At 63.5% G+C, this 25,055-nt stretch carries 21 protein-coding genes; 7 read left to right on the plus strand and 14 right to left on the minus strand.

Annotation, left to right across the window (positions count from 1 at the left end):
• Window positions 1-67 precede the first annotated feature (67 nt).
• Genes HED64_RS02685 through HED64_RS02710 form a run of 6 tightly spaced genes read right to left on the minus strand, consistent with a single transcriptional unit; the run spans window position 68 to window position 8,150 of the window.
• On the minus strand, window positions 68-1,468 hold the full coding sequence (locus tag HED64_RS02685) for an NtaA/DmoA family FMN-dependent monooxygenase (RefSeq protein ID WP_168150545.1): 1,401 nt from the start codon (window positions 1,466-1,468) through the stop codon (window positions 68-70).
• On the minus strand, window positions 1,465-2,721 hold the full coding sequence (locus tag HED64_RS02690; RefSeq protein ID WP_168150546.1) for an acyl-CoA dehydrogenase family protein: 1,257 nt from the start codon (window positions 2,719-2,721) through the stop codon (window positions 1,465-1,467). The genes HED64_RS02685 and HED64_RS02690 overlap by 4 nt, the downstream gene beginning before the upstream one ends.
• Window positions 2,718-4,427: a dipeptide ABC transporter ATP-binding protein gene (locus tag HED64_RS02695; protein ID WP_168150547.1), complete on the minus strand. Its 1,710-nt coding sequence runs from the start codon at window positions 4,425-4,427 to the stop codon at window positions 2,718-2,720. Before HED64_RS02695 ends, HED64_RS02690 begins: the two co-directional genes overlap by 4 nt.
• Window positions 4,427-5,392, minus strand: a complete 966-nt coding sequence (locus HED64_RS02700) for an ABC transporter permease (protein WP_245325607.1) — start codon at window positions 5,390-5,392, stop codon at window positions 4,427-4,429. Before HED64_RS02700 ends, HED64_RS02695 begins: the two co-directional genes overlap by 1 nt.
• Entirely contained in the window at window positions 5,389-6,411 is a 1,023-nt protein-coding gene (locus HED64_RS02705; protein WP_168150548.1) for an ABC transporter permease, read from the minus strand. The genes HED64_RS02700 and HED64_RS02705 overlap by 4 nt, the downstream gene beginning before the upstream one ends.
• Window positions 6,408-8,150 carry an ABC transporter substrate-binding protein gene (locus HED64_RS02710; protein ID WP_168150549.1) on the minus strand — a complete coding sequence of 581 codons (1,743 nt, stop codon included), beginning with the start codon at window positions 8,148-8,150 and terminating at the stop codon, window positions 6,408-6,410. The genes HED64_RS02705 and HED64_RS02710 overlap by 4 nt, the downstream gene beginning before the upstream one ends.
• 356 nt (window positions 8,151-8,506) lie before the next feature.
• On the opposite strand from HED64_RS02710, the gene HED64_RS02715 reads away from it, so the two are divergent.
• Window positions 8,507-9,934 carry an NtaA/DmoA family FMN-dependent monooxygenase gene (locus HED64_RS02715; RefSeq protein ID WP_342590634.1) on the plus strand — a complete coding sequence of 476 codons (1,428 nt, stop codon included), beginning with the start codon at window positions 8,507-8,509 and terminating at the stop codon, window positions 9,932-9,934.
• A 164-nt stretch (window positions 9,935-10,098) separates the two neighbouring features.
• On the opposite strand, the gene HED64_RS02720 is transcribed toward HED64_RS02715, so the two are convergent.
• On the minus strand, window positions 10,099-11,274 hold the full coding sequence (locus HED64_RS02720) for an NAD(P)-dependent malic enzyme (protein ID WP_168150550.1): 1,176 nt from the start codon (window positions 11,272-11,274) through the stop codon (window positions 10,099-10,101).
• A 347-nt stretch (window positions 11,275-11,621) separates the two neighbouring features.
• Window positions 11,622-12,407 carry an ABC transporter ATP-binding protein gene (locus tag HED64_RS02725; protein WP_168150551.1) on the minus strand — a complete coding sequence of 262 codons (786 nt, stop codon included), beginning with the start codon at window positions 12,405-12,407 and terminating at the stop codon, window positions 11,622-11,624.
• Between the two features lie 200 nt (window positions 12,408-12,607).
• Between HED64_RS02725 and HED64_RS02730 the strand changes: the two genes are divergently transcribed.
• Window positions 12,608-14,290 carry an ABC transporter transmembrane domain-containing protein gene (locus HED64_RS02730; RefSeq protein WP_168150552.1) on the plus strand — a complete coding sequence of 561 codons (1,683 nt, stop codon included), beginning with the start codon at window positions 12,608-12,610 and terminating at the stop codon, window positions 14,288-14,290.
• Entirely contained in the window at window positions 14,287-16,044 is a 1,758-nt protein-coding gene (locus tag HED64_RS02735) for an ABC transporter ATP-binding protein (protein ID WP_168150553.1), read from the plus strand. The genes HED64_RS02730 and HED64_RS02735 overlap by 4 nt, the downstream gene beginning before the upstream one ends.
• 731 nt (window positions 16,045-16,775) lie before the next feature.
• Here the strand turns inward: HED64_RS02735 and HED64_RS02740 are convergent.
• The 5 genes from HED64_RS02740 to HED64_RS02760 all read right to left on the minus strand — a co-directional run bounded on the left by HED64_RS02740 (window position 16,776) and on the right by HED64_RS02760 (window position 21,866).
• A complete protein-coding gene (locus HED64_RS02740; RefSeq protein ID WP_168150554.1) occupies window positions 16,776-17,915 on the minus strand; it encodes a FecCD family ABC transporter permease in 1,140 nt (379 codons plus the stop codon).
• A 17-nt stretch (window positions 17,916-17,932) separates the two neighbouring features.
• Window positions 17,933-19,009, minus strand: a complete 1,077-nt coding sequence (locus HED64_RS02745; protein WP_168150555.1) for an iron chelate uptake ABC transporter family permease subunit — start codon at window positions 19,007-19,009, stop codon at window positions 17,933-17,935.
• Window positions 18,984-19,895 (minus strand): siderophore-interacting protein, encoded by a 912-nt coding sequence (locus HED64_RS02750; protein ID WP_168150556.1) that lies wholly within the window; start codon window positions 19,893-19,895, stop codon window positions 18,984-18,986. The genes HED64_RS02745 and HED64_RS02750 overlap by 26 nt, the downstream gene beginning before the upstream one ends.
• Window positions 19,892-20,860 (minus strand): ABC transporter substrate-binding protein, encoded by a 969-nt coding sequence (locus HED64_RS02755; RefSeq protein ID WP_245325608.1) that lies wholly within the window; start codon window positions 20,858-20,860, stop codon window positions 19,892-19,894. Before HED64_RS02755 ends, HED64_RS02750 begins: the two co-directional genes overlap by 4 nt.
• Window positions 20,861-21,041: 181 nt before the next feature.
• Complete coding sequence (locus HED64_RS02760; RefSeq protein ID WP_168150557.1) at window positions 21,042-21,866, minus strand: helix-turn-helix transcriptional regulator; 825 nt, start codon at window positions 21,864-21,866, stop codon at window positions 21,042-21,044.
• 120 nt (window positions 21,867-21,986) lie between these two features.
• Between HED64_RS02760 and HED64_RS02765 the strand changes: the two genes are divergently transcribed.
• On the plus strand, window positions 21,987-22,388 hold the full coding sequence (locus HED64_RS02765; protein WP_168150558.1) for a helix-turn-helix domain-containing protein: 402 nt from the start codon (window positions 21,987-21,989) through the stop codon (window positions 22,386-22,388).
• A 157-nt stretch (window positions 22,389-22,545) separates the two neighbouring features.
• On the opposite strand, the gene HED64_RS02770 is transcribed toward HED64_RS02765, so the two are convergent.
• Window positions 22,546-22,983, minus strand: coding sequence for a hypothetical protein (locus HED64_RS02770; protein ID WP_168150559.1), 438 nt, complete (start codon window positions 22,981-22,983; stop codon window positions 22,546-22,548).
• A 7-nt stretch (window positions 22,984-22,990) separates the two neighbouring features.
• Between HED64_RS02770 and HED64_RS02775 the strand changes: the two genes are divergently transcribed.
• Genes HED64_RS02775 through HED64_RS02785 form a run of 3 tightly spaced genes read left to right on the plus strand, consistent with a single transcriptional unit; the run spans window position 22,991 to window position 25,043 of the window.
• Window positions 22,991-23,371, plus strand: coding sequence for a GerMN domain-containing protein (locus HED64_RS02775; protein WP_342590635.1), 381 nt, complete (start codon window positions 22,991-22,993; stop codon window positions 23,369-23,371).
• Window positions 23,372-23,415: 44 nt separating this feature from the next.
• Window positions 23,416-24,693: an aminotransferase class I/II-fold pyridoxal phosphate-dependent enzyme gene (locus tag HED64_RS02780; protein WP_168150560.1), complete on the plus strand. Its 1,278-nt coding sequence runs from the start codon at window positions 23,416-23,418 to the stop codon at window positions 24,691-24,693.
• Between the two features lie 53 nt (window positions 24,694-24,746).
• Entirely contained in the window at window positions 24,747-25,043 is a 297-nt protein-coding gene (locus HED64_RS02785) for a DUF503 domain-containing protein (RefSeq protein ID WP_168150561.1), read from the plus strand.
• Window positions 25,044-25,055: the final 12 nt, after the last annotated feature.

A 25,055-nucleotide genomic window follows, 5' to 3' on the forward strand; every position in this document is an offset into this window, starting at 1 on the left:
ATGGGGCGGTTTTCACAATCTGTGGATAACTCTCCCCATCCGGTCCGTGGTGAATGTTCCCCAGCTGCTAGGCGCCAGCGACCACCGCTTCGGCCCGGCTGGCGCTTTGGGTGTAACCGAAGGCACCGCGGTAGTTGGCGCCGGGGTGGTTTTCGGGCAGTTGATCGTGCCCGAAGATTTTCTTGCGCAGGGTGCCCGGCTCGTAGGCGGTTTTTGCCAATCCACGTTTCTGAAGCGTGGGCAGGATGCGTTCGTTAAATTCGAGGTAGGTGTCGGGAAGCCGCCAATTCATCACATTGACCCCGTCGATTCCCGCATCCTGCCAAGCGAGAAGCTGGTCGGTGATCTCGTCGGCCGTTCCCGCCACGACGCCACGGTCTATGCGGTTTTGAGCCAGATCCCCCAAGGTCGGTTCACGGTCGGGGTTCGCGGCGCGTAGCCAGTCCACATGTCCCTGTCCCCCATTGTTGGGGATATTGCGCAGTTCGGTGTCCTCGGGCAGCCGTGTTCCATCTGGCAGGATCCCGAGCGAGGTATGGGTCAGGTACCCAACCACCGAGGAGTACTGCGCGATTTCCTCGCGTTTGGTATCAACCTCCCGGTGGGTCGAGCCGACGATGAAGCTCATGCCTTGGAAGAACTTAATGTCCTCCGCCCGGCGGCCCGCGCGCACCGCTTCGGCGCGGGCATTTTGGGTGTGGAGCCGAGCCCCCGCCGGATCCGGCGGGGCAATAAATACCGCCTCGGCGTGCTTGGCGGCAAACTGAATGCCGCGCGGCGAGCCTCCGGCCTGGAAGAGCAGCGGGGTGCGCTGCGGTGAGGGGGAAGGCAGATGCGGACCCTCAACCTTGTAACGGGCCCCAACATGGTTGATCTTGTGGATCCTGGACGGATCCGCATAGCGCCCACCGTCATTATCCACCAGCACCGCGCCCTCGTCCCAGGAACCCTCCCAGAGCTTGTAGGCGACATCCAGGTACTCGTCCGCCCAGTCGTAGCGCGCATCGTGCTCGGCCAGAGCGTCATAGCCGAAGTTGCGCGCAGCATTTTCCTGCGTGCTGGTCACGATGTTCCACGCGATGCGGCCTGCGGAGATGTGGTCGAGGGTGGAAACCTGGCGGGCGAAGTTAAACGGATGGTTCTGCATGACGTTGGAGGTGTAGGCCAGCCCGATGTTCTTGGTAGCCACCGCCAAGGCTCCGAGCAACACCGCGGGGTCGTTGGACGGAATCTGTAGTCCCTCGTGAACGTTGTCCACGTATTGACCGTCGGCCGGTCCGTAGAGCCCGGTGACGTCGGCGAAGAACATCGCGTCGAAGAGGCCGTCCTCCAAGGTCTTGGCCACATCGATCCACAGGTTCACGTCGTTAAATTCGTGCTGTCGGGCTTCGGGGTGGCGCCACTGGCCGTGGTGGATGTGGCTGGCGGTGTTCATCAAGAAGGCGTTAAACAGTAGCGGCTTGCTCATGCGTTGGCTCCGTTCGTGGTGCTGGTTCCGACATAGATGGGAGTGGTGAGCTGGTCCCCCGTGAGCCGTTGCTGTCCCACGGCGCGGGCCCGGTAGATCACCGGGTTGTGTTGTCCCAGCACGCGGGCGTTGCGCCAGTGCCGGTCCAGCCTGCGGGTCTCGGAGGCCGCGGAGGCCCCACCGACCTCAAAGAGTCGATTGGCCACATCCAGGGTCTGCTCCACCACGAAGATCTGAGCCTCGGAGAGCTTGGTGTCCAGTTCGGCCGTGGCTTCGGCGTCTAGTTGGCCGGCAGTCGAGAGCACCGCCGCTTCTGCGAGGTGTGCGCCCACGGTGTCGAGGACCGCGTCGATGGCGAATACCGTGGAGCTGATCCGGCCGACAACTTCTTGCACCAGCGGGTCGCGCTGCGGGGAATCTCCAACGCCGTGGGAAAACGCGCGTTCGCGCCCGCGGACATAGTCCACCGCGTCGCGGCGAACGGCGCGGGCAATCCCGCCTAGGGCCACCAGCAGGATCGCTTGGACATAGGCGGCACCATAGCCGACGCCTTCTACTCCGCCGGAGGCATCGATGTTTTCGGGGTTGACTTCGACGTTGGTGAATCGGGTGGTCCCCGAGGCCGTGAGTCGCTGGCCGAAGCCGTCCCAGTCATCCACCAGTTCCACGCCGGGGGTATCGCGGTGCACGCTGACCCGCACCGATTCGCCGGTGCTGGTATCGGCGCTGACCTTGATCCAGTCGGCGTAGAGGCTGCCGGTGCTGTAGTACTTGGTACCGTTGAGCACCGTGCGGCCCTTTTCCTTGCTGAGCACCGTGGAGTTGGTTCCCGGTTTGTTGCCCTTCTCGGTGGTGGCGTTGCCAAACACGTCCCCGGCGACCACGCGTGGCAGCCAATGTTCCCGGGCTTCAGCGTCACTGCCGGAGACCAAGGTTTCCACGGTGGTGAAGTGCGCTCGCAGCGCCTGGACGAGGTTCGAATCGGCCGCGCCCAGTTCACGCAAGAGGCGCAGCGACTGGGTCAGGGTGGCTCCGGCTCCGCCAAATTCCTGCGGGACACGGATCGCGGTGAAGCCCGAGTCCTTCAGCAACGCGACGGCTTGGTGTGCCAGCGTGCGGGTAGCCTCGGACTCGATCGTAGTGGCGGTGATGGCCCCAAACACCGGAGCGAAGCGCTCCAGCAGATCCTTGGTTCTCGGCGGTTGTGCACTTCCAGGCACAGACGTGACAGTGCGTTCGAGGCTGATGGTCATGCTTTTTCTCCGATCGGGACGGTGTGTAACCGCGGCGCTGCGGCAAGTAGTTTGCGGGTGTATTCCTCGGCCGGGTTGGAAAATACCTCGGTGGTGCGTCCGGCTTCCACGACTCGGCCCGCCTCCATGACAACAATTTCGTCACTCACGTGCTGCACCACGCCCAAGTCATGGGAGATGAAGAGGTAGCTGAGCTTAAATTCGCGCTGTAGCTCATCAAGCAGATCCAGCACCTGAGCCTGGATGGAGACATCTAGCGCGGAGACCGGCTCGTCGCAGATGATCACCTCTGGTCCCGGGGCCAAAGCGCGGGCAATGGCGATGCGCTGGCGTTGTCCACCGGAGAGCCGCAACGGCAGCCTGGCTTCGAGGGAGGCATCTAGCCCCACGGTTTCCAGCAGCCGGATCACCTCATCACGACGCTCGCTTCGGGTGAGCGATTCGGAGTCGGGCAGGGCATCGGAAAGGATACGGGCCACGTCCCATTGCGGGTCGAAGGAGCCCAACGGGTCCTGGTAGATGGAGGTGATGTGCTTGCGCTGCGGGCGGCGCTGCTTCTCACTCAGGGTGCTCCACGGAAGGCCCAGCAGCCGCACGTCCCCCGCATCCGGAGCCGTCAGGCCCAGTGCCATGCGCGCCACGGTACTTTTGCCCGATCCGGATTCCCCCACGATCCCCAGGGTTTGTCCCCTGTTCAGCGCGAAAGAGACATTCTGGACGGCAACTCGTGGTGTGCCGTCGGGGTTGCGGTAGGTCTTGCGCAGGTTTTGTGCCACGAGTACCGGAACCGTCGGGTCCCCGGTCTCACTCTTCGCACGCTGCGCACCAATCAACGCGTGCTGCCGCGCCGAGATCCCTGCCCCGGCCGGTGCCAGCCGGGTGCCACGCGGCTTGTCGGTGGGCACGGCACGTAATAGTCGCTGGGTGTATTCGTGTTGTGGGTTGCCCAGCACCTGGGCCGTTGGCCCGGTCTCAACGATTTCGCCTTGACGCATCACCGCTATGCGGTCGGCCAACTGTCCCACCACCGCGAGGTCGTGGCTGATCAGCAGCAGCGCTGTGCCGGCGGCCTTGCGTTCGGCGAGCAGGTCCAGGATCTGCTGCTGGACGGTGGCATCCAGTGCCGTGGTGGGTTCATCGGCAATCAGCAGTGCCGGGTCCAGGGCGATGGCGGCAGCGATGAGCGCGCGCTGGCGCAGCCCGCCGGAGAGTTCCCCGGAGCGCTGGTTGATACGTTGTTCGGGTTCCGGGATGCCCACTGCGGCAAGCAATTCCAGCACCTTACTGGTGCGTGCCGCGGGAGAGAGATTGGTGTGGATGCGCAGCGAGTCGGCGATCTCACGGCCGATGGGCCGCAACGGGTCAAGGGAAACCAACGCGTCCTGCAGCACGTAGCCGATGTCCGCCCCGCGGACTTTGCGCCAAGCGCGGTCTGAATTGCGGCGCAGGTCCTTGCCCCGCAGCTGCAGAGTCTGGGCCTGAATGACCGCGTTGGCGCCGGTGAGACCGATCAGGGTGCGTGCCGTGACCGATTTACCGGATCCGGATTCACCGACGATGGCCAGGCATTGCCCGGCGTGGATCTCGAAATCGATTCCGTGGACGATGGGGGTTGCCTGGGTCTTGGAGCCGAAGGCGATCTTCAGGTCCCTGACCGTGATGATGGGTTCGTTTTGAGTGGAAGGGGTGTCGTTGGGTGAGAACATTATTTGTCCTTGAGCTTGCGCTGGATACCGTGGCCCAGCAGCGTGGTGGTGGCGGCGCTGAGCACAATAAAGAGGCCGGGGAAGACCGTCAGCCACCAGGCGTTGCCGATGTAGAGCCGACCGAGGGAAAGCATTGAGCCCCACTCAGGATCCGGCGGCGTGGCACCAAGGCCTAGGAAGCTCAGCGAGGATGCCCAGACGATGGCCTGTCCGACCCCGAGGGTGGCCAGCACAAACAAGGGGGCCGCGACGTTGGGCAGGATGTGGTGGCGAATGATGAAGGCGCGGGACTTGCCCTGCACGATTGATGCCTCCACGTAGCCGGAGCCGCGGATCGAGAGGACCTGCGAGCGGATCATCCGGGCGTAGCCGGGAGCCGCCGACAAACCGACGCCAATCGTGGTGGTCACGACGCCTGGACCTAGGATGGTGATGACCAGCAGAGCCAACAGGAGGCCGGGGAAGGCGAAGAGGACTTCCAAGAAGCGCGATACTCCGAAGTCCACGGCGCGGGTCCCGAGCCCGGCAATGGCACCGAGCACCAGGGCCAAGCCGAGACCGATGACCGTGGCAAGGATGCCGATCAGCAGCGAGCTGCGGGCACCGTGGATGACTCGGGAGTAGACGTCGCGCCCGGATTCGTCGGTGCCGAACCAGTGCGCGGCACCCGGTGCGGTGAAGGCCTCCGCGGGGTTCATGTCCAGCGGTCCGCTGGGAGTGAGCACCGAGGGAATCACTGCCGCGGCGATCAGCCCCAGCAATAAAATCAGCGGGACGATAATGCTGGGTCCCAACGAACCTATGGTGGAAACGAGTGTGGAGGTAAACGACGGGTCGGCAGCAGCCCTTGGGGTAGGCGGCACATCCCGCACCGGAGGCGTGTCCAGGACGGTGGTTTGAATGCTGTGGGTCATGGCTTCTTCCGGGTCGGTGACGGTCGTGGGCAGTGATCTCGGCGTGCTCATGCCGCACGCAGCCGCGGGTCGGCCAGGCGCTCGGCCAGGTCGCTGAGCAGGGTGACGATGATGTAGATGGCGGCAACCAGTACCACCACGCCGAGCACCACGGGCACGTCTCTCACCAGCACCGACTGCAGCAAGGTCCGCCCGATGCCCGGGCGGGCAAAAACGGTTTCAACAACCACTGCCCCGCTGATCAACGAACCCATGGCCCAGCCCGAAAGCCCGATGGCCGGAAGCGCTGCGTGCCGCAGAGCGTGGCGCAGGCTGAGCGAAACCTCTGATTCGCCGCGTGCCCGGGAGGAAATCGCGAACGGAGAATTCATGGCGGTGAGCATTGATTCGCGCATGACCTGGCCCAGGAATCCGGCCAACGGAATGGCCAGGGTGAGCACGGGCAAGATCAGACCGTTGATCCCCGGTGCTCCGCTGGTGGCCGGAAGCCACTGCAGGCTCACGCTGAAGACCAGGATGAGCAGGCTGCCTAGCCAGAAGTGCGGGACAGCGGCGGAAACGACTTCCAGCAGGTTTCCCACGAGGGTGGCGGTCCTGCCACCGCGTGCCGACCACAAGGCCAGTCCAAGGGCCAAGACCCATGCCGTGGCCAGCGCGAGGATCGCGAGTACCAGGGTATTGCCTAGCTGATCGCCCAACACCTGGGCTACTGGTTCCCGCAGCTGGTAGGAATCACCGAGATCACCTGTCACGAGCTTGCCGAGGTAGGCGCCGTATTGGAGGAGGATCGGTTCGTTGAGGCCGTTCAATTCCCGGGTCAACTCGCGCACCTCTTCGGTGGCGTTGTTACCCGGTCCGCCGAGCAATGCGTCCACCGGATCTCCCGGGACTAGGCGCATCGCGAAGAAGGCGAGCGTGGCAACCGCCCACAGGACGCCTGCGGCTCCGAGGATACGCAGACCGCTGAGCCGAAGTACCGACGTCAGTCGTGAACTGCTCGCCGTCGAATCGGTGGTCTCGGATACTGCGGCGGGGTTTGATGGTGTGGGGTTCAAGGTTTCGAGGCTCATGATCGGTCCAACCAGGTGTCGTAGAAGGTGGGCATGCCCAACGGGGAAAGGAGCTTGACTCCTTCAACGTCCGAGCGGAAGCCAAGGCGCGTCTGCTGGTCGAAGATCGGGAGCGAGAGGTACTGCTTGTCGATGAGCTGCTGGGCCTTGGCATAGAGTTGGCCACGCTGCTTCTCGCTGCCGGTGGTGGCGGCCAGGCGCAGGGCCTTGTCGATGTCTTGTGCCTCCGGCCCGGTCAGGCCATTGTTATTGGCGTGGTAGCCGCCCTTAATGACCGAGGGGATGTGTGCGGAGTCGTAAACGATGTTCAACACGGAGGGTGAATTCTTCGTGTAGTACAGCGGCGAAAGTCCGTACTCCCAGGCATAACGCTTGGCGTTGAAGCTGGCCGGTTCTTCCTGGCTGATGACCAGCTCGAAACCGACGGCCTTGGCACTGTGCTGGAATTGCTCCAGCACCGAGACCGGGACGAGGACGGCCTCGGTCTGGATAGCGGTGGTCGAAAGCCGCACTCCGTCCTTGATCCGGTAGCCCTCGGCGTCCCGCGCGGTCCATCCCGCTTCATCCAGAAGCCGGTTGGCCTTGGCCACATCGGTGGAATAGGCTTCCGGGTTTTGCCGGTTGAACTTCGTGATGCTGCTCAGCACCGAATTCGAGCGCGGTACCGTACTCATAAAGATGGATTTCAGGGCAGCATCAACGTCCACCGAGCGCACAAATGCCTCACGCACCCGCACGTCGGTGAAGACACCCTCGGTGGTGTTCAGCGTCAGGTTCACCACGTGTCCGGGCCGGGAACCAATCAAGGTGTCCAGCGCCGGGTCGGCATCCGCAGCCACGGCATTCTGCGGCTGCAATACATCGATGACGTCTACTTCCCCGGACTGCAGGGCGGCGAAGCGTGCAGCGTGGTCGGGCAAGAAGCGCCAGATGATCTTTTCAAGATACGCGGGCCCCGCATGAGCTGCCGTGGGTGAGGGCGTGTGGTACTCGTTGTTGCGAGTGAGTACAACTTCCTGCTGCTTTGACCAGCTCTCGACCTTAAACGGGCCGGTACCCACCGGTGAGAGGCAATTTGCCTCGGCTCCGCGTGCCAACGCCTTCTGGGATTGGATCGGGACCCAGACCTGCGCAAAGTGCTCAAGAAGCGCGTTGTCGGGTTCCGAGAGGTGCAGCCGCGCGGTGAACTCATCGATTTTTTCGACGGAGGCCACCTTTTCTACGGCCAAGATGCCGGTGCTCGAGAGCGTTTTGGGATCCTTGATGTAGGCGACGTTCTTGATGATGGTCTCGGCGTTGAGTTGCTGGCCGTCGGTGAAATGGACGTCGCTGCGCACGGTGATGTCTAGGGCCAACCGGTCATTTGACCATTTCCAGCTCTTGGCGAGCCAAGGGCCAATTTCGCCCTTTTCATCTTGGAAGAACAGTGGTTCCAGGTATTGGGTGGAGACCAGAGCCTGTGGGACATTGCCTGAGACAATCGGGTCGAGGCACGCGGGTTCGGTATCGCCCGTGGCGTACACCAGGGTACCGCCGGAGACCGGTTCACTGCCCGGTCCGCTCGCCGAGTCCGCGTGGACAGCACCACCACAGGCGGTTAAAGCCAACAACGCGCCGACCGCGGCGAAGGCGAACGGCACGCGCTTCTTGAGGTTCTTGGCGGTTGGTGCGGGTGTCCTGTCCACGGCACGGGAGGAGCTTGTTGGCTCGTCCCGGTACGCCGGCTGGCGGTTTTTCACAGTGCTGCTCCTGCTGGTTGTGGGGTGCTCGGCCCTAGTTCCGGGAATCGGAACGTGAAAGGCGAGTTGTCGTAGGACATGTCTACCGGCGTCCGGTTGGCGTGCGCCAGCACCAAGACCTGAGCCCTTTGCAGGGGTTCGCATCACTCAACGTTGCGTCGCATGGCGACATCCAGGACGCTTCACGAACACGTCACATCGTCACAGGAGGACATGTGACGACCCCGCGCTACGTAATCTTCGGGGCCCGGTTTTTCCCCTGCCAGCATCGATGCAGACCAGCATTGCCGGGGACACAACGGAAACGCCAAAACAACGACGTTCAAGATTTTTCGTGGAACAAAAGGAGTAACACCGTGGGCAAGCCACTTCACTTCAACGCATTTGTCATGAATACGACCAGCCACATCCACCACGGCCAATGGCGTCGCCCGGATGCCGGCCAGACGGAGTTCAACGACGTTAATACCTGGATCGATTTGGCGCATACCCTCGAAGCGGCAAAGTTCGACGCCATGTTCTTCGCCGATGTCTCGGGACTTTATGGGGACTCGGACGCAGACTTCGACGTCTACGCGAACGAGGGCCTACAGATCCCGTCCAACGATCCCACCGTGCTCCTAGGTGCCCTCGCGGTCAGCACCAAACACATCGGCCTGGCCACCACCTCAAACGTGGTGCAGAACCACCCGTATAACTTTGCCCGGCAAATTTCCACGCTTGACCATATTTCCAACGGGCGAATCGCCTGGAACATCGTGACCGGCATCAACGACAATGCCTCACGCAACTATGGCCTGCCGCAGCTGACCGACCACGCCGAACGATATGCCTGGGCCGACGAATACGTTGATGTTGCCTACAAGCTCTGGGAAGGTTCCTGGGATGCCGAGGCACTGAAGAAGGACAAGGAGAACGGGGTCTACTCCGATGCTGCCAAGATCCATAAGATCTACCACGAGGGTCCGCGTTACCGGGTCGAGGGGCCGCATCTGCCCTCGCCCTCACCCCAGCGCACTCCGTTATTGTTCCAGGCCGGGTCCTCGGCTTCGGGCCGTGCCTTCGCCGCGCGTAATGCCGAGGCGACCTTCATCATTGCCCCGTCGCCGGCGATCGCCGCCGAGCTGATTTCAGATACCCGCCGGCTGGCCGGGGAATTTGGCCGTCATCCGGAGGACATCAAGTTCTTCCAGGGCTTGTCCTTCATCATTGGCGACACCGAAGAAGAGGCCAAGGAGAAGGAGGCGTACTACGACCAGTTTGTGAGCGTCGACGGTTACTTGGCCCATTCGGCCATCGTGGACAAGACCGGACGCGTCTACCCGCCCGAAACTCGGATTGCCGATCTGGACACCAACACCGGCAAGGGCTTCTCCGAATGGGTATCCAAGCACATCACCGATCGTGAGCCGGTTGTCGCGGACATCGCTTGGCTTCAGGCCCGCAACACCCGCGTGGTGGGAACACCGGAGCAGATCGCGGACGAGATCGAGAAATGGCAGGCCGCGGGCGTGGATGGCATCAATGTCATCAACTGGGTGATTCCGGGTTCCTTTGAGGAGTTCGCCGACAAGGTTCTTCCCGTGTTGCGTGAACGGGGTCTGGCCCAAAGCGAATACGCAAAAGGAACCCTGCGCGAGAAGTTGTTTGGTGACGGTCCGCTGCTCAACGATCGCCACCCCGCGGCCGGTTACCGCGGCGCGTTCACCTCGGGTCCAACCAGCTGGGAAGAGGCCGAGACCACGCGCGGCCTCGAGGTGCAGCGCGCCGGGGTGGAGTCTTGAGCGAGCTTAACCGTTGATACGCTGCCATCGTTGGCGCTGAAGACTAAAAGCAGCGGAGTCCCGGTGCTACCGGGGCTTTGAGACGCATACGGCTGAGGCCCGATGACCTTTAGCAGGTGATCGGGCCTCAGCCGTATGTAGTATTGCTCCGCGTTAAGCCGAGGCTACTTCTCTTGTACTGCGTGTCCTACGGCGGCAGCGACGGCCGGCATGACGCGGGGGTCAAGCGGCGACGGCACGATGTGATCAGCGGCGAGGTCATCGCCCACCAGCTCGGCAATGGCGTGAGCCGCCGCCAGCTTCATGGCACCGGTGATGCGGCGTGCGCCGGCATCAAGTGCACCGCGGAAAATGCCCGGGAAGGCCAAGACGTTGTTGATCTGATTCGGGAAGTCCGAGCGTCCGGTGGCCACCACGGCGGCGTACTTGCGGGCAACATCCGGCATGACTTCCGGGTCAGGATTGGACAGCGCGAAGATGATGGCGTTCTCGTTCATCCTCGACAAGTCCTCTTCCACGAATTTGGAGGAAGAGACACCCACGACAACGTCGGCGCCGTCGAGGGCTTCGCGGATGCCGCCGATCAGTCCGTCTTTGTTGGTCACCGCGGCGTATTTGGCCTTCACTGCGTTCAGGTCGTCGCGGTCGCGGTGGATGATTCCCTTGGAGTCGACCAGCACCACATCGCCTAGTCCGACGTTGATGAGGATCTCGGCGATGGCGATACCGGCAGCACCGGCACCGGAAATCACCGCGCGCATTGCGCCCAGTTCCTTGCCGGCCACCTTGGCGGCGTTGATCAATGATGCAAGAACCACCACGGCTGTACCGTGCTGGTCATCGTGCATGACCGGGCAGTCAAGAGCCTCAATGAGGCGTTCTTCGAGTTCGAAGCAACGCGGGGCAGAGATGTCTTCGAGGTTCACGGCACCAAAGCTAGGGCGCAGGCGGACCAGGGTCTCGATGATCTCATCAACGTTGGTGGTGTTCAGGACCAACGGGATGGAATCCAGGCCGCCGAATTCCTTGAAGAGTGCGCTCTTGCCTTCCATGACCGGCAGCGAGGCGGCGGCACCGATATTGCCCAGTCCCAGCACGGCGGTGCCGTCGGAAACGACCACCACCAGGCGTGAGGCCCAGGTGTGGGTGGCATGCATCTTCGGGTCGGCGGCGATCGCGCGTGACACCTGGGCGACACCCGGGGTGTAGGCAATGGAGAGGTCCCGCTTGGTGGCCAGCGGCATCTTGGACTGGACGGTGAGCTTGCCGCCAATGTGGGCGTCGAAGATGTCTGCGTCGGTGATGGATGCGGCAGCGTTAAGAGAGGTATCGATGGACATAATGGTCTCCTTGAAAGTTCTGAAGTGTTTCGAGGCGAGGGGCGATTCCGTGATCGCAGACGACGAAGATTCCGGCATTTCCACTTCTATGTGGTGATTGCCTGGTTTCTTGCCTCGCTGTGCGTCTGCCGGCCGGGGGTGATGGCTGCGGCAACGTCGCACTGGTCAGTACTTTCTTTAGACCGTAGTCCGTACTCTACTGCATTTCGCCGCACGCGTGCCACCATTTGGCGCAACCGACTGCAAAACTCCCAGCCACCGGGTGGACTCCAGAACCGGTCCTCCGCGCTGTCGAGGACAGAGCCAATCGTAGGATCACGGGCCCGCGGGAGCTGCGCTGTTTCGGGCTATTTCCGCGCGGAACCCCATGGAATCACCAAGGGAGTACCTGTCAAAGGATCCTGGATGATCATGCACGGCAGACCAAACACCTCCTGAACCAGTTCAGCTGTCACGATCTCCGATGGGTCCCCTGCAGCAACCACCTTCCCCTCTTTCATGGCTATCAGGTGCGTTGCATAGCGGCACGCATGGTTCAGGTCATGCAGCACTGCCACCAAGGTCTGATTGTTCTCGCGGTTGAGTCGGCCAAAAAGCTCTAGCAATTCGATTTGGTGCGCAATGTCCAGATAGGTTGTCGGCTCGTCCAGGAGCAGCGTCGGGGTTTGTTGGGCCAGGGCCATGGCTACCCAGACTCGTTGGCGCTGCCCGCCGGACAGCTCGTCGACCTGTCGCCCGGAAAGGTTTGCGACGTTCGTGGCGGCCATCGCCGCCACGACTGCCGCCTCGTCCGATGTCGACCATTGGCGGATCAGTGATTGATGCGGATAGCGGCCGCGGGCCACCAAGTCCGCCACGGAAATTCCGTCCGGAGCAGTCGAGGTCTGTGGCAGCAGCCCGAGCTTCCGCGCCACTTCCTTGGCCTTGTAGGAATGAATGGTGCGCCCGTCGAGCACTACCGACCCGGTCCGGGGCTTAAGCAAGCGGGAGAAGGCGCGCAACAGCGTCGATTTTCCACAGGCGTTGGGGCCGACGATGACGGTAAAGGCGCCCTCGGGAATCTTGACGCTCAGGTTCTCTGAGATCACGCGTTCGTCGTATGCCAAGGTGAGGGTCTCTGCTGCAAGTGCCATGGAGCGTTACTTTCGCTGTTGGTCGGCTCCCCCTGCGGGGAGCAATTGCTCGGGACCGGGGAAATCACACTGTTCCCGGCGTTGGGTACAACACAAGCAAAGCAGGAGAAATCGCCGAAACATGCAGTTTTTCGCCGATCTGTCCGTCTGGCGATACAGCATGTCCAGCCCGACCCACGGGCATTGCATAGGCTCTTGAGGTGGCCCCCAATATAAACAAGAACCAGCGCACCGTTGACCGGGATTTGACCCCGGATTTCTCCGCCATCGCGGCGGGCAAACATGCCCTGCGCCATGGCGCATTCGCCGACGGACGCGGCCTGCAACTGGGCGCCTCGACCGCCCTACTGATGATCCACCAGGTCTGCGAGGCGCTGGTGCCGGTGCTGATCGGGGTGGGCATCGACAAGGCCATCGGCCCCTCGGACTTAAGCGCCCTGCTATGGATACTCGGCGCGCTAGCGGGCCTTTTTTTGATGCTGACCTACAGCTGGCGGCACGGCTACCGGCTGACCAATCGGGTCTACGGATTCGGCGACCACTCCCTGCGCCAAATGGTCATCGCCAAGGTGCTCCATCCGCGGGCCACCGGCAAGCAATTCGGTGCCGGACGAACGCTGAACATCGCCACCTCCGACACGGCAATCACCGCCGGATTGAGCTGGACCATCTCTCAGATGAGCGCGAGCCTCGCGGCACTCATCACCGCCGCGGCAGCGCTGCTGCTGATTTCTTGGCAGCTGGGCCTGTTGGTGCTGGTTGCCACAGTGGTGTTCCTGGTGCTCATGCACTTCATCACCGCCCCACTGGAGCGGCGCACGCACCTGCAGCAGGAACGCGCCGCCGAGGCAACGGGCCTGGCCACCGACCTGGTCTCCGGGTTGCGCGTACTCCAGGGCCTGGGCGCCACCCGCACGGCCACCGAACGCTACCGCGACACCAGCAGGGCCTCGCTGCAGGCGGCACTTGGCACCGCAAAATCCGAGGCCCTCTTTTCCACCGTCACCCTTGGCCTCAGTGCCATGTTCCTGGCCGCCATCACCTGGGCTGCCGCGTCCATGACACTGGCCGGCGAGATCAGCATCGGCCAGCTGGTCACCGTGGTGGGCCTGGCTCAATTCATCCAGGAGCCGCTGAGCTCCCTGGCGTACTACCCGGCAGCCCTGGCTCAAAAGCGCGCGGCGGCCAAGCGCATTGCCACGCTGTTGAACACCGAGGTTGGTTCCGGTGCGCATGTGGTGGTGCGCGCCGACCCGACACCCACCGACCAGGTGGCCTTCAGCGAGCTGCTGGTCCGCGGCGAGGGGCAGCGCCCCGATGTCCGGCTGCTGCCAGGAAGCATGACGGGCCTGCGCACCGATGCACGAAGCGCACGTGAGTTGGGCATGCTGCTGGCCGGGCGCACCGGTGACGCCGGTGCGCGGCTGCTGATCAACGGCGCCCCCGCCGACTCGCTGGCGACGCTGCGCTCCACGGTGTTCGTGGCCGACCACGACGCGGCGATTTTCACGGGATCGTTCCGTGAGAACCTGCATGCGCCCCGGCTACTGGAGTCCGTGCTGAAAGCCACCGGCCTGGCCGAGCTCTGCGCCAGGCTCCCGCTGGGCCTGGATGCACGGGTTGGCGAGCAGGGCAGTGCACTTTCCGGCGGCCAGCGCCAGCGGCTGCTGCTAGCCAGGGCCCTGCACCAGAGACAGCCGGTCATTGTGCTCACCGATCCGACCACGGCCCTGGACTCGGTCAGCGAGGCTCGCATCGCCGTGGCACTTGGCTCCCTGCGGGATGCGACCCTGCTGGTCATCTCGGATTCCCCGATGCTACTGGGGGCCTGCGACACCGTCATCGACACCACCTCACTGCACACGGCCGGAGTAAACCCATGAGCGAATCAACCACCGGGGTTCCCGCGGCCGACCGGCTGCCGATCGCCGACGGCCGGTCCACCTGGCACCACGTGATCCGAATCTTCGGGGCCCGTCGCTGGCTGGTGGCGCTGACGGCGTTCACGCTACTCTGCGTTGCGGTCACCGGACTGGCGATTCCCGCGCTGCTCGGCGTGATCGTTGACGTCGTCTCCGCTCAACGGGGGTCCCAGGCGCTGCTCAATTCCTTGGGGCTGCTGTTCCTTGCGGCGCTTGCCACAGGGATCCTGACAGGTATTTCCCAGGTGCTGCTGGCCAAGCTGGGCCAAAGCGGCCTGGCCCAGCTGCGCGAGGAAGTCTTCGAATCCGCCATGGAGCTGCCCCAGGAACGCCTGGAGCGTGCCGGCAGTGGGGACTTGATTTCGCGAGTCTCCCGTGACGTGGACGCCACCAACGAGGCCATCGGCGGAATCTTGCCGACCTTCATCTCCGCGCTGTTCACGATTGCGCTGACCCTGCTGGGGCTCGGGGTGCTCGACTGGCGCTTCGCGGCCGTCACCCTGTTGTGCGTCCCAATTCACGCTCTGGCGCTGCGTTCCTTCCTGCGCCGCAGCGGCCCGATCTACCGGGCGATGCGCGTGGCGGAAGCCGAACGAGGCCAGCACCTGCTCGAGGCCACCGGCGGCGCAGACACCATCAGGGCGCTGGGCGTGGAACAGCACCACGTCTCGACGGTAGCCGCGTCCAGCCGCGGCGCCGTGGCCCTGATGCTCAAGGCCGTGGTGGTTTCCTCGCGGTTCTACGGGTGGCTGAACATGGCCGAGCTGCTGGGCATGGCCGCGATCCTGTCCACCGGGTTCTTCTTGGTCCGCGCCGATGCCGTCACCATTGGTGCGGCGACCGCGGCCGCCCTGTTTTTCCACCGGCTGTTCGGGCCGATCGGCGCCCTGCTGGCCAACGTCGACGAGCTGCAAAAGGCCGGGGCCGGGCTAGCACGCCTGGTCGGCCTGATCGATTCGGACCGCGAGCGGCAAGACCCCGCCGCCGTCACTCACCCAGGCAGCGCCCCGGGTGTGGTGGTCAGCGGACTGTCCGCCGGCTACCAGGATGCACCGGCAGTGATCACCGACTTCGAGCTGAGCATTGCCCCGGGCGAGCTGGTGGCCCTGGTCGGATCCAGCGGTGCCGGCAAGACCACGCTGGCCCGCGTGCTGGCCGGAAGCCTAGAACCCGGAGCAGGTACTGTGCTGCTTGATGCGTCCGCGGCCCCGCGGCTGGGCCACAGCACGCTGCTGGTCAGCCAGGAGGTGCACGTCTTCAGCGGCACCATCGCCGAAAACCTGCTGTTGGCCGCACCCACAAGCACCGCGGAAGAACTGATCCAGGCCGTACTCGAGGCCGAAGCCCACTGGGTCATGGCCTTGCCCGAGGGGCTCGAGACCATGGTGGGTCACGGTGCGCTGCAGCTGACCGGCGAGCAATCACAGCATCTAGCACTGGTGCGGGCACTGCTGAACCGAGCCGGCCTAGTGGTGCTCGATGAGGCCACAGCGGAGGGCGGATCGGCAAGCGCCGCGCTGATGGAACGCGTTGCCCTGCGCATCACCCGCGGCCGGACCGCGGTAGTGGTGGCGCACCGGCTCTCCCAGGCGGCCCAGGCCGACCGTATTCTGGTCATGGAGGACGGGCGGATCGTCGAGCAGGGCAGCCACAACGCGCTGCTGACCGCCGGCGGAACCTACGCGAGTTTGTGGGCGGCCTGGAGTGCCCGGTGAGGCGATCCCGTCTCGCGGGATTCCGGGTGGGCTGCGCCGGGTGGGCGGCCGTGCGCCGGTAGACGGCCAATGGAGAACCTTGTGAAGTCAGGGGTTCTTCTTTCAGGGATGCAGTGTTCTTGCCTCCCGTCCAGTCCACACCCACGAATTTCGGCGCACCACTGCTGAATTGCCTGAAAATGCTTGAAATCCGCCACGATGACCTGCGCCCCGAACAGATACACCTGCACCCCACTTCCACCTCGTTTACCCTGCCACCGGCGTGCTGTCCCTTGTCACGCAGCAGTGTTTGTGGATCGCCCCTTCGAACCGAGTGGTATGGATCCCCGCGGGCTTCCAGCACCAACTCCGAGCCCACGGCCCGACAGATATGCGCTCATGTCCTTGGACCCCATGTTGGCCGGAAGACTCCCGGCGCACCCCCGGTTCTTGTCGTCAGCGCGCTGGTCAGGGGCGCAACATTGATGCTGACCGAAAGCCGCTTGCGCTCGCCGGATGCTCGCCAACGCCTCCGAGAGGTGTTCATCGAAGACTAGGTCTCTGCGCCGGAACAGCCGCTGCACTGGCCCGAGCCCTCCGATGACCGATTGCTGGCCGACGGGGTTTCGATGATCGACACGGCGGTCTCCTGTGGCTGGTCGAACCCCATCGCGTGCATAGAGATCTTCTCCATGTTGGCGGCCCAGCACGCTTCCTGCAGCCTCGTGCACCCGGGGCTGCAGCGGTTCTCGCTAGCTGCGCTTGGCCTCGCGGAAGAGCAAGAACATCAGGTAGATCCCGCCGAGGCTCACGGTGACCACGCCGACCGGCAGCTGGATCGGGGCAAGGGCGTGCTGGGCCAGCAGATCACTGGCCAGCAGCAACAGGGCGCCAAAGACGGCTGCTGAGACCATGGACACCCGCCCACTGGCGGTCATGCGCCGGGCGATCTGCGGGGCCGCCAGCGCAACGAAGGAGATGGGTCCGGCGGCGGCGGTGCAGATCGCGGTCAGGCACACGCCGATCACCAGCAGCCACAGCTTGGCGCCCTCGGTACTAATGCCCTGCGCCGCGGCGGCGTCATCCCCCATTTCCAGACCCTGCAGCGGTCGCGATAGCAGCATCAGCGCCGGCACCAGGGCCACGGCAATGAGCAGCAGCGGAACCGCGCGCTCCCAGCCGGCGGTGTTCAGCGAGCCGGACCCCCATATCGCCGCCATGAGGGCCAGTTGCAGGTCCGCCTTGATGATCATCCAGGTGTTGATGGAGCCGAGCATCGCGCTGATGCCAATGCCGACGATGATCAGCCTAAAGCCGTGGATGCCGCGCTTGAATGCCAGCAGGTAGACCACCGCCGCGGTGGCCAAGCCACCGGCAAACGCGCCGATGGTGGTGGAAAGAAATCCGCCGCCCAGCAGCAGCATGGAGATCAGCGCTCCGGTATAGGCTCCGGCATTAAAGCCGATGATGTCGGGGCTGCCCAGCGGGTTGCGGGTCAGCGACTGGAAGATCGCGCCGCTGATGCCCAGCGCCCCGCCGATCACGATCGCCATGAGCACCCGCGGCAGGCGCCAGGAGATGACCACCAGTTCGGTCTTCGCCGTGCCCTGTCCCAAAAGCGTCTGGAGGACCTCGGCTGGGGTGAGGGTGAAGCTGCCCATGGCCATCCCGGCCACGGCCAGGGCACCAATGAGCGCCACTGCGACCGCGCCAGTCAGTGCGGGGCGAGCGCGCAGCAGCAGGGAGGGGCCTCTGTCCCCGGCTCGCAGCCGCCAGACGCGTTCCCCGAAATTGATCGGCAAACGGCCCGCGGGTGCCAGAGCCTCCGAGGGGCTCTGCGGTGCTGCGGGTTCTTCGTGTGCTGCGGGCTTCGCCGCCAGAAAGGTGGGCATGAGCGTGTCTTCTCTTTTCACAGGGTGCTTGCGGACTTCCGCCGCACCAGCCAGATGAGCACCGGGGCACCGACGAATGCGGTGACAATGCCGACCTGCAGCTCGTCCGGGCGGATAATGAGCCGGCCAACGATGTCGGAGCCAACCAGTAGGGACGGGGCCAGCAGGATCGTGTAGAGCAAGATCCAGCGTTGGTCCGGACCGCTGATCCAACGGGCGATGTGTGGGACCATCAAGCCGATGAATCCGATGGGCCCGGCGGCGGCCGTCGCCGCCCCGCACAACAGCGTGACGGCGATGACGACCAACACGCGGGTGCGGCCCAGATGTGCGCCCATGGCCGCGGCCTGATCATCTCCCAGCGCCGTGGCATTCAGCGACCGGGATATCAGTAGCGCGATCAGCACGCCGAGCAGCACGGTGCCGCTGAGCCAGCCCAATGCGCCGGACGGGGTTGCGGCCAGCGATCCGGCTCCCCAGAAGCGCATGGCATTAAACGTGGATTCATCAAGCAGGATAAATCCCTGAGTGATCCCGGAGAGCACCGCCCCGAAGGCGATACCGGCCAGCGTGAGCTTGATCGGGGTTCCGCCGGAGCGGCCGCGCGAGCCCAGGAAATAGACGACCGTGACTGCCAGCAGGGCGCCGGCGAAGGAGTAGAAGACGAACTGGCCCATTTCCCGGGCACCGAAGAACGCCACTCCCATGACCACGGCGAAAGCGGCACCGGAATTGACGCCCAGAATGCCCGGGTCGGCCAGCGGGTTGCGGGTCAGCGCCTGGATAAGCGCACCGGAGATGCCCAGCGCAATGCCCACCAGCAGCCCGGCCAGCGTGCGCGGGGCCCGGAAGTCGATGATGGCAGCGTGGTCGGGACCGGTCCCCGCCCCGGTCAGCGCCTCGATGATGATCATCGGATTGACCTCGCGTGCACCCAGCAGCAGGCTCGCAGTCATGATGAGCACCAGCAATACTAGGGCGGCCACCGCACCGGCGATGCGGCGCGAGTTCACGCGCATCAGCCCCGGTGCGGCCTCCGGTACCCCTTCCCCGGACGGCAGAGCGGCCTTAGAGACCGTGGGCGTCGAAGGCATCTGCGACTTCATCCTGGATGAGCTCCGGGTCCAGGTCGGTGGACCACAGTTCATCGAGCCACTTCTTGAAGTCCTCCCCTAGAGCCTCGTAGCGTTCGTTCCATTCCTCGGCCTTGTCGGTCCAGTACCCGACCACCTTGAAGTGGGTCACGGGCAGTGAGCGTTCCTTGCGCAGGTACTTGCGTGCTTCGCGGGTCACCCGGGCCTCGCCGGCGACCCAGACGTAGCCTGGACCCTCCGGCAAGTCGAGCTCGCGCAACACCTGGGCGAGGCGGCTGGGCGAATCCCCATTGCCTCCGTGGAGCCAGCGCAGCTGGGTGTCCTCGCCCAGTTCCAGCGCCTGTTCGTGGGCTGGGCCCGAGACCTCCAGAATGGCGGTGGTGTGGATGCCGGCCGGGGTGTTCTCCAACAGGCGGGCTGCCGCGGGCAGTCCCGTGGCGTCGGCCAGCAGGACCTGCCAGGTGGCATCGGCAGGCAGCTCATAGAGTCCAGTGGGGGTATTGAAACCGACCTGAGACCCGGGCCGGACCGAAAGCGCCCAGTCAGCGGCGATACCGCCGGGGTGCACCACGAAGTCGACACTAATTTCGCCAGCTTCCGGGTCGACGGCGCGGATCGTGTAGGTGCGCATGGGGCCAGCGACCTGCTCGGGTGCGTATTCCCAGTAGTCGCCCTCCGGGTGCGGGTATACCGGAACGTCTTGGCCGCGCTCGGGCAAAAAGAGGCGGATGTATTCGTCGCCGATGCCCGTGGAGATGAACGCGGCCAAGTCCTCACCGCCCAGCACGATGCGCATCATGCCCTCGGTCAGGCGTTCGGTGCGGATCACCACTGCTCGGTAGATGCGGTTGGGCAATTTTCCGGTCTTCACGGTTGCCGCGCTCATGGGAGCAGTGCCTTTTCGACCTCGTTGAGCAGAGCCATGTGGCCGCTGGGCGAGCCGTAGACCATTTCCATGTTGAAGCTGTGGATCTGGTCGTCCTTCACAAACTGCAGGCCTTTCCAGACGGTGCTGGCGTTGAGCTGGTCCGAGGTCTGCAGCAGCGAGCGGTCCTCGCCGACCCCGACGCTGGTGAACACCTCGTCGATGTCCTTGAGCTTGTCGAGCTGTTCGAGGCTCAGCTGGGTGCCGTCGCCGCCGTTGTCGCGGGCCAACGGGGTGATCTTCAGGCCGAGGTCGTCAAAGACTAGGCAGGCGATGCCGTAGCAGTCCACTCCGATCTTGCCGTCGTAGAAGGACATGTTGGCGACCACGGGTTCGATCCCCGCTTCCTTGATCCTTGCCTTGATCTCATCGACGCGAGCCTGGTACTTGTCCATCCAGGCCTGGTACTGCTCGGTTCGGTGCAGTGTCTCGGCGGTCTTCTTGAAGTGCACACGCCAGTCTTCGCCGTCAAAGCCGTTGTAGTTGTAGGTTGGCGCGATCGGGTTCAGCTTCTTGGGGATCTCGGTGTCATAGGCTAGCCCGCTGAGAATGAAGTCGGGGTTAGCTTCGAGAACTTTCTCGTAGTTGAATTCCGGGTAGTTCGCGAACGGTGTCACATTGGCCAAGGCTTCCTGGGGGAAGAAATCGGGGAAGGTGGTAAAGCCCGAATCCCCGCGGATCGGCTGCTGGTCGGCCAGCGTGATGCCGAGGGTGATCAGGATGTCCGTGTCGGTCGTGTAGAAGCCCAGAGCCCGCTCGGGTGTTGCCGGAATTTCGGCCGTTCCGTACTCATTGCTGATGCTGATAACTTGGGCCTCGGCCGGTGGTTCTGCCGTGGCGCTGGCCCCGGAGGCACACGAGGAGAGCAGGAGTGAGGCCCCGAGGGCAGCAACAACGCTGAGGTGCTTGGGCGACATGGTTTTCATGGGAATCCGATTCTGCGAGTGGAGTGGAAGTACATCATTCGGCAACCCCGACCTATCAATGATCCTGACGGGAAGTTAGGGTTACCTATCTTGCATTTCCAGACTAATTTGCCTCCATGCCGCAAATCGGACAGTCAATGGCGCGCACGCGACAGACTCGGGCGGAGCGGGCCGCGCCGCGCTAAGCTTCGAGCAGTTCCCCCTGGACGGCACCGGGTGTCTGGCCCATTTCCTTGCGGAATGCCGCCACAAAAGCGCTTACCGAAAGATAGCCAACTCTCCGGGCGACCCGCCCGACGGGCAGTCCTTCAAGTAGCAAGCCCAAGGCGATGCGCAGCCTGGCTTGCAGGCGCCACTGCGCAAACGTCATGTCTGTTTCCCGGATGAAGAGGCGCGACAAATTGCGCGGACTCGCTCCCACGCGGAAGCCCCAGAGTTCAAGCGTGCAGTCCTCGGCCGGGTCGTCGAGGATGCCCCGGGCAACGGTGCGCAATCGATCATCCTGCGGCAGCACGATACCCATGACACGGAGATCTCTCGGGCGGAGCATGCGGAACGCAACACTTTCACTGTCACGCCGAAGCGATAGATCGGCATCGTTGCGCTCAAAATGCAGGAGCAATTCCTGCAGGACCGTTGGCATGGCAATGGCGCCGGGACCGTCACCCGGTGCGGCACCCAGCTGGGTATGGAAGAAGGTGCAGCGAAATTCGGCGCGGGGTCCGGCCAGAACCGCATGTTCCTCGCCCGCGGGCACTAGGAGTCCCAGGCCGGGCGGAACCATGAACACCCCTCGCGCGGTTTCCACCGTCAGCACACCGCGACTGCCCCACAACACCTCGTGAAAGTTTTGGTGCCAATGCGACTCCCATGCTTGGCCGGACGGCGTGGAGATGAGGCTGGTGTGCACCCGGTAAAAACTGGGGCAGGAGATATCTGAACACGTCGGCGCAGCGTCTTCCGGCGCCCGACGTTCGGCCATGATGGCCAGGGATGCTGATGCCATGAGAAACCTAATTCGGTAAGTGTAGTCTTTCGTTATTGATCCTAACATCAGAAGGTAACCCTAATTACTGGTGCGAGCAGAGTTGAAAGCAACTGCCCGCGCGAAGGTTACGATGTATTTATGGCGTCTCCCACCTCCTCCCTGAGTAAGGTCCGCACCTTCCCTGCACTGGAATCCAAGGCAGCTGAGCGGCTCGCCGCGGCCCTAGAAGATTCCGCGGACACCACGATTTTTGTCAACGGAACCACGCTGCAGCTTCCCGCGGTGGCTCACGCGGCGCTCATCGAGGTACTCTCGCGCATGGCACGGGGTGATGAGGTGAGCGTGAGCACCATGGAATCGTTATTGAATACCTCTCAGGCCGCCACGATGGCCGGAATCTCCCCCAGCTACCTGCGCAAACTCACCGATTCGGGCATCATTCCCGTGGAGTACCGGGGCACCCACCGCAGGATCCGACCGGCTTCCGTTCAGGCATGGCTTGATAGCCGCAGTGAGCAGCCGACCGACGGTCCGGAGTAGATACAACCGCAACATACTCGTGCTGGATTTGGCACTCGAGATCTTCCTATCGTGGAAGTAGCTGCAGCACATGCTGCATGCGATTGTCGGTCGAGAGGGGCGCCGCCATGATCCGCTCGCGATGGACCCGGCTCGGCATTTCCGGCATTGGCGCAGCCTATCTATTACTGACGCTGTCCGGTTGCGCGGCGGAAACTGCAGGGGCACCGATGACAACAACGAGCTGGAGGCCAAGCAGCACTATCGCACCGAGCCCCGAGGCCAGCAGCACCCCGAGCAAAACTGTGCCCTCACCGAAAACAACGACGGCCCCGGCAGCACCGAGGACTCCAACACTTTCGGAGCCAGCACCCGTCACAGCTACGCCCGTGAGCGAGGCCCCGACCAGCAGGACTTCACCGGCACCCGCGACAACAACTGCACCTTCGGCGCCGCTGACAACCGCCCCCTCACCAACACCTTCAAATCCAGATCCCGCGAGAACTCCCACGGCACCAAAGACCACCGGGGCCCCGGCCAGCAGCGTGTCATCAGCGCCCCTTATAACGCCCTCGCTGCCCGTCCTTCCCTCAACAACAACGTCAACACTGAGCACCTTCTACGTGGCCATCAACGATCAGGGTGCTTCCGGGCCAATGATTGGTTGCGGCGATAGCATCGTGGCGACAACGACCGGTCTGGTGATTTACACCGATCGGGTCGAAGCGGCCATCAGCAGCCTGTTAGATAACAAGAACACGCACTATGGGCAGTCCGGACTCGTTAATTCCTTGGCAGATTCCGATCTGAGCTATGTTTCATCTTCCGTAGCTAGCGGCACCGTGACAATTGAGCTCTCCGGGCAGCTACGCTCGGGCGGTATTTGCGACAATCCACGAATCATCGCCCAACTTGAATACACCGCGATGACTGCGGCAGCTGTAGCGAAGGCGAAGATCCTCATCAACGGCAAAGAAATTGCCTTCCAACTGAGCGGAAATTGACTACTTGTTGACTCATAGGCAACAGGCGTTGCTAAAGTAGCCGTGTGACCCACATTGCAGATTCAGCCACTGGTAACCCAACCGAAGCCGACCTCGATCGAGCCGAACGTCATGCGGCGCTCTTCTCGGAAAGGGCCTCGCACATCAAGCAATCCGCTGTGCGCGATGTCTTTGAACTTTCGCTGGACCCGTCCTTGGTCTCGCTGGCCGGAGGCAATCCGTACTTGCAGTCACTGCCCCTAGAAAAGCTGGGGTCCATGGCCTCCGATCTGATTCGTGAGGAAGGCATGACGGCTCTGCAATATGGCAGCGGCCAAGGCACCGCCACTCTGCGAGCGCAGATCTGCGAGGTGATGGCCGAAGAAGGGATCACCGGAGTCGACCCAGATAACATTGTGATCACCACCGGGTCACAAGCCGCACAGGACGTCGCCTGCAAGGTTTTCTGCGACCCCGGGGACACAGTGCTGTGTGAAGACCCCACCTATGTGGGCGCACTGAACACCTTCGAGGCTTACCAGGTTAATGCCGAGCCCATCCCCACCGATGAGCATGGATTAATCCCCTCGGCGCTACGTCTTCGCATCGCCGAATTGCGGCAGGCCGGCGCGCGGATCAAGTTCCTCTACACGATCCCCAACTTCAACAACCCCTCGGGCATCACCCTGGCCGCCGAGCGCCGTGCGGAGATCGCCGAGATCTGCATCATCGAGAACATCCTCATCTTGGAGGACAACCCGTACGGCATGCTGCGCTACTCCGGGGAAGCGATCAGGCCGCTGCGCGCCGATTACCCCGAGCACGTCATCTACATGGGATCGTTCTCCAAGATCCTGGCCCCCGGCCTGCGCATCGGCTGGGCGGTGGTGCCCGCACACCTCTTCCGCCGCTTCTACCTGGCCGCCGAGGCCGTCACGCTCTGCCCGGCAACGTTCAACCAGATGTTGATCAGCAAGTACCTACAGGAGCATGACTGGCGCGGGCAGATCCAGACCTATCGCGAACTCTACGCCGCGCGTTGCGAAGCGATGCTCGAAGCCCTGGATGAGTACATGCCGAAGGCCGTGAGCTACACCCGGCCCGAGGGCGGCTTCTTCATCTGGGTCACGCTGCCGGAGGGAATCGACACCTACTTGCTGTTGTCCAAGGGCATCGAGTCTGGCGTGGTCTTCATACCCGGAGCTGCCTTCAGCCCCCACGACGGGCCAAGCCACCGGCTGCGCCTGGCCTTCAGTGCGGTGCCCGAAGAAAAGATCCGCGAGGGCGTCAAACGCCTCGCCCCGGTGCTAGCGGCGGCCATCGCCGAAAACGGCGTCCGCTAGAAACGTCTCCGTCTTTCGCAGCAATCCGACGACGCCTGGCGCATGATGTATCCATGTGGTTTGGATGGATCGAATTCGACCTCCTGCTGGGTGATGTGCATTCGCTCAAGGCGAAGCGCGACGTGGTGCGCCCGATACTCACCGAGATCAGGCACAGGTTCGAGGTCTCCGTCGCGGAGAGCGGAAATCAGGACCTTCACCGCCGCGCCGGGCTAGCGGCGGGACTCGTCGCGGCGGACGCCGCGCACGTGATCGAGGTGCTGGACAGCATCGAGCGCCTCGTCGCGGCACGCCCGGAAGTGCAACTGCTCAGCGCCCGCCGCCGCCTGGGATCCTCCGAGGACGAGTAGGTGTGCGGCCCA

This window comes from Paeniglutamicibacter terrestris (genome assembly GCF_012271785.1).
GTDB classification, from domain to species: domain Bacteria; phylum Actinomycetota; class Actinomycetes; order Actinomycetales; family Micrococcaceae; genus Paeniglutamicibacter; species Paeniglutamicibacter terrestris.

Coding starts and splice junctions, on each gene's coding strand:
- HED64_RS02735 (WP_168150553.1), top strand. CDS start 14,287: ATGAGCGAATCAACCACCGGGGTTCCCGCGGCCGACCGGCTGCCGATC.
- HED64_RS02690 (WP_168150546.1), bottom strand. CDS start 2,721: ATGACCATCAGCCTCGAACGCACTGTCACGTCTGTGCCTGGAAGTGCA.
- HED64_RS02765 (WP_168150558.1), top strand. CDS start 21,987: ATGGCGTCTCCCACCTCCTCCCTGAGTAAGGTCCGCACCTTCCCTGCA.
- HED64_RS02695 (WP_168150547.1), bottom strand. CDS start 4,427: ATGTTCTCACCCAACGACACCCCTTCCACTCAAAACGAACCCATCATC.
- HED64_RS02760 (WP_168150557.1), bottom strand. CDS start 21,866: ATGGCATCAGCATCCCTGGCCATCATGGCCGAACGTCGGGCGCCGGAA.
- HED64_RS02745 (WP_168150555.1), bottom strand. CDS start 19,009: ATGCCTTCGACGCCCACGGTCTCTAAGGCCGCTCTGCCGTCCGGGGAA.
- HED64_RS02740 (WP_168150554.1), bottom strand. CDS start 17,915: ATGCCCACCTTTCTGGCGGCGAAGCCCGCAGCACACGAAGAACCCGCA.
- HED64_RS02750 (WP_168150556.1), bottom strand. CDS start 19,895: ATGAGCGCGGCAACCGTGAAGACCGGAAAATTGCCCAACCGCATCTAC.
- HED64_RS02700 (WP_245325607.1), bottom strand. CDS start 5,392: ATGAGCACGCCGAGATCACTGCCCACGACCGTCACCGACCCGGAAGAA.
- HED64_RS02685 (WP_168150545.1), bottom strand. CDS start 1,468: ATGAGCAAGCCGCTACTGTTTAACGCCTTCTTGATGAACACCGCCAGC.
- HED64_RS02725 (WP_168150551.1), bottom strand. CDS start 12,407: ATGGCACTTGCAGCAGAGACCCTCACCTTGGCATACGACGAACGCGTG.
- HED64_RS02720 (WP_168150550.1), bottom strand. CDS start 11,274: ATGTCCATCGATACCTCTCTTAACGCTGCCGCATCCATCACCGACGCA.
- HED64_RS02705 (WP_168150548.1), bottom strand. CDS start 6,411: ATGAGCCTCGAAACCTTGAACCCCACACCATCAAACCCCGCCGCAGTA.
- HED64_RS02755 (WP_245325608.1), bottom strand. CDS start 20,860: ATGAAAACCATGTCGCCCAAGCACCTCAGCGTTGTTGCTGCCCTCGGG.
- HED64_RS02785 (WP_168150561.1), top strand. CDS start 24,747: ATGTGGTTTGGATGGATCGAATTCGACCTCCTGCTGGGTGATGTGCAT.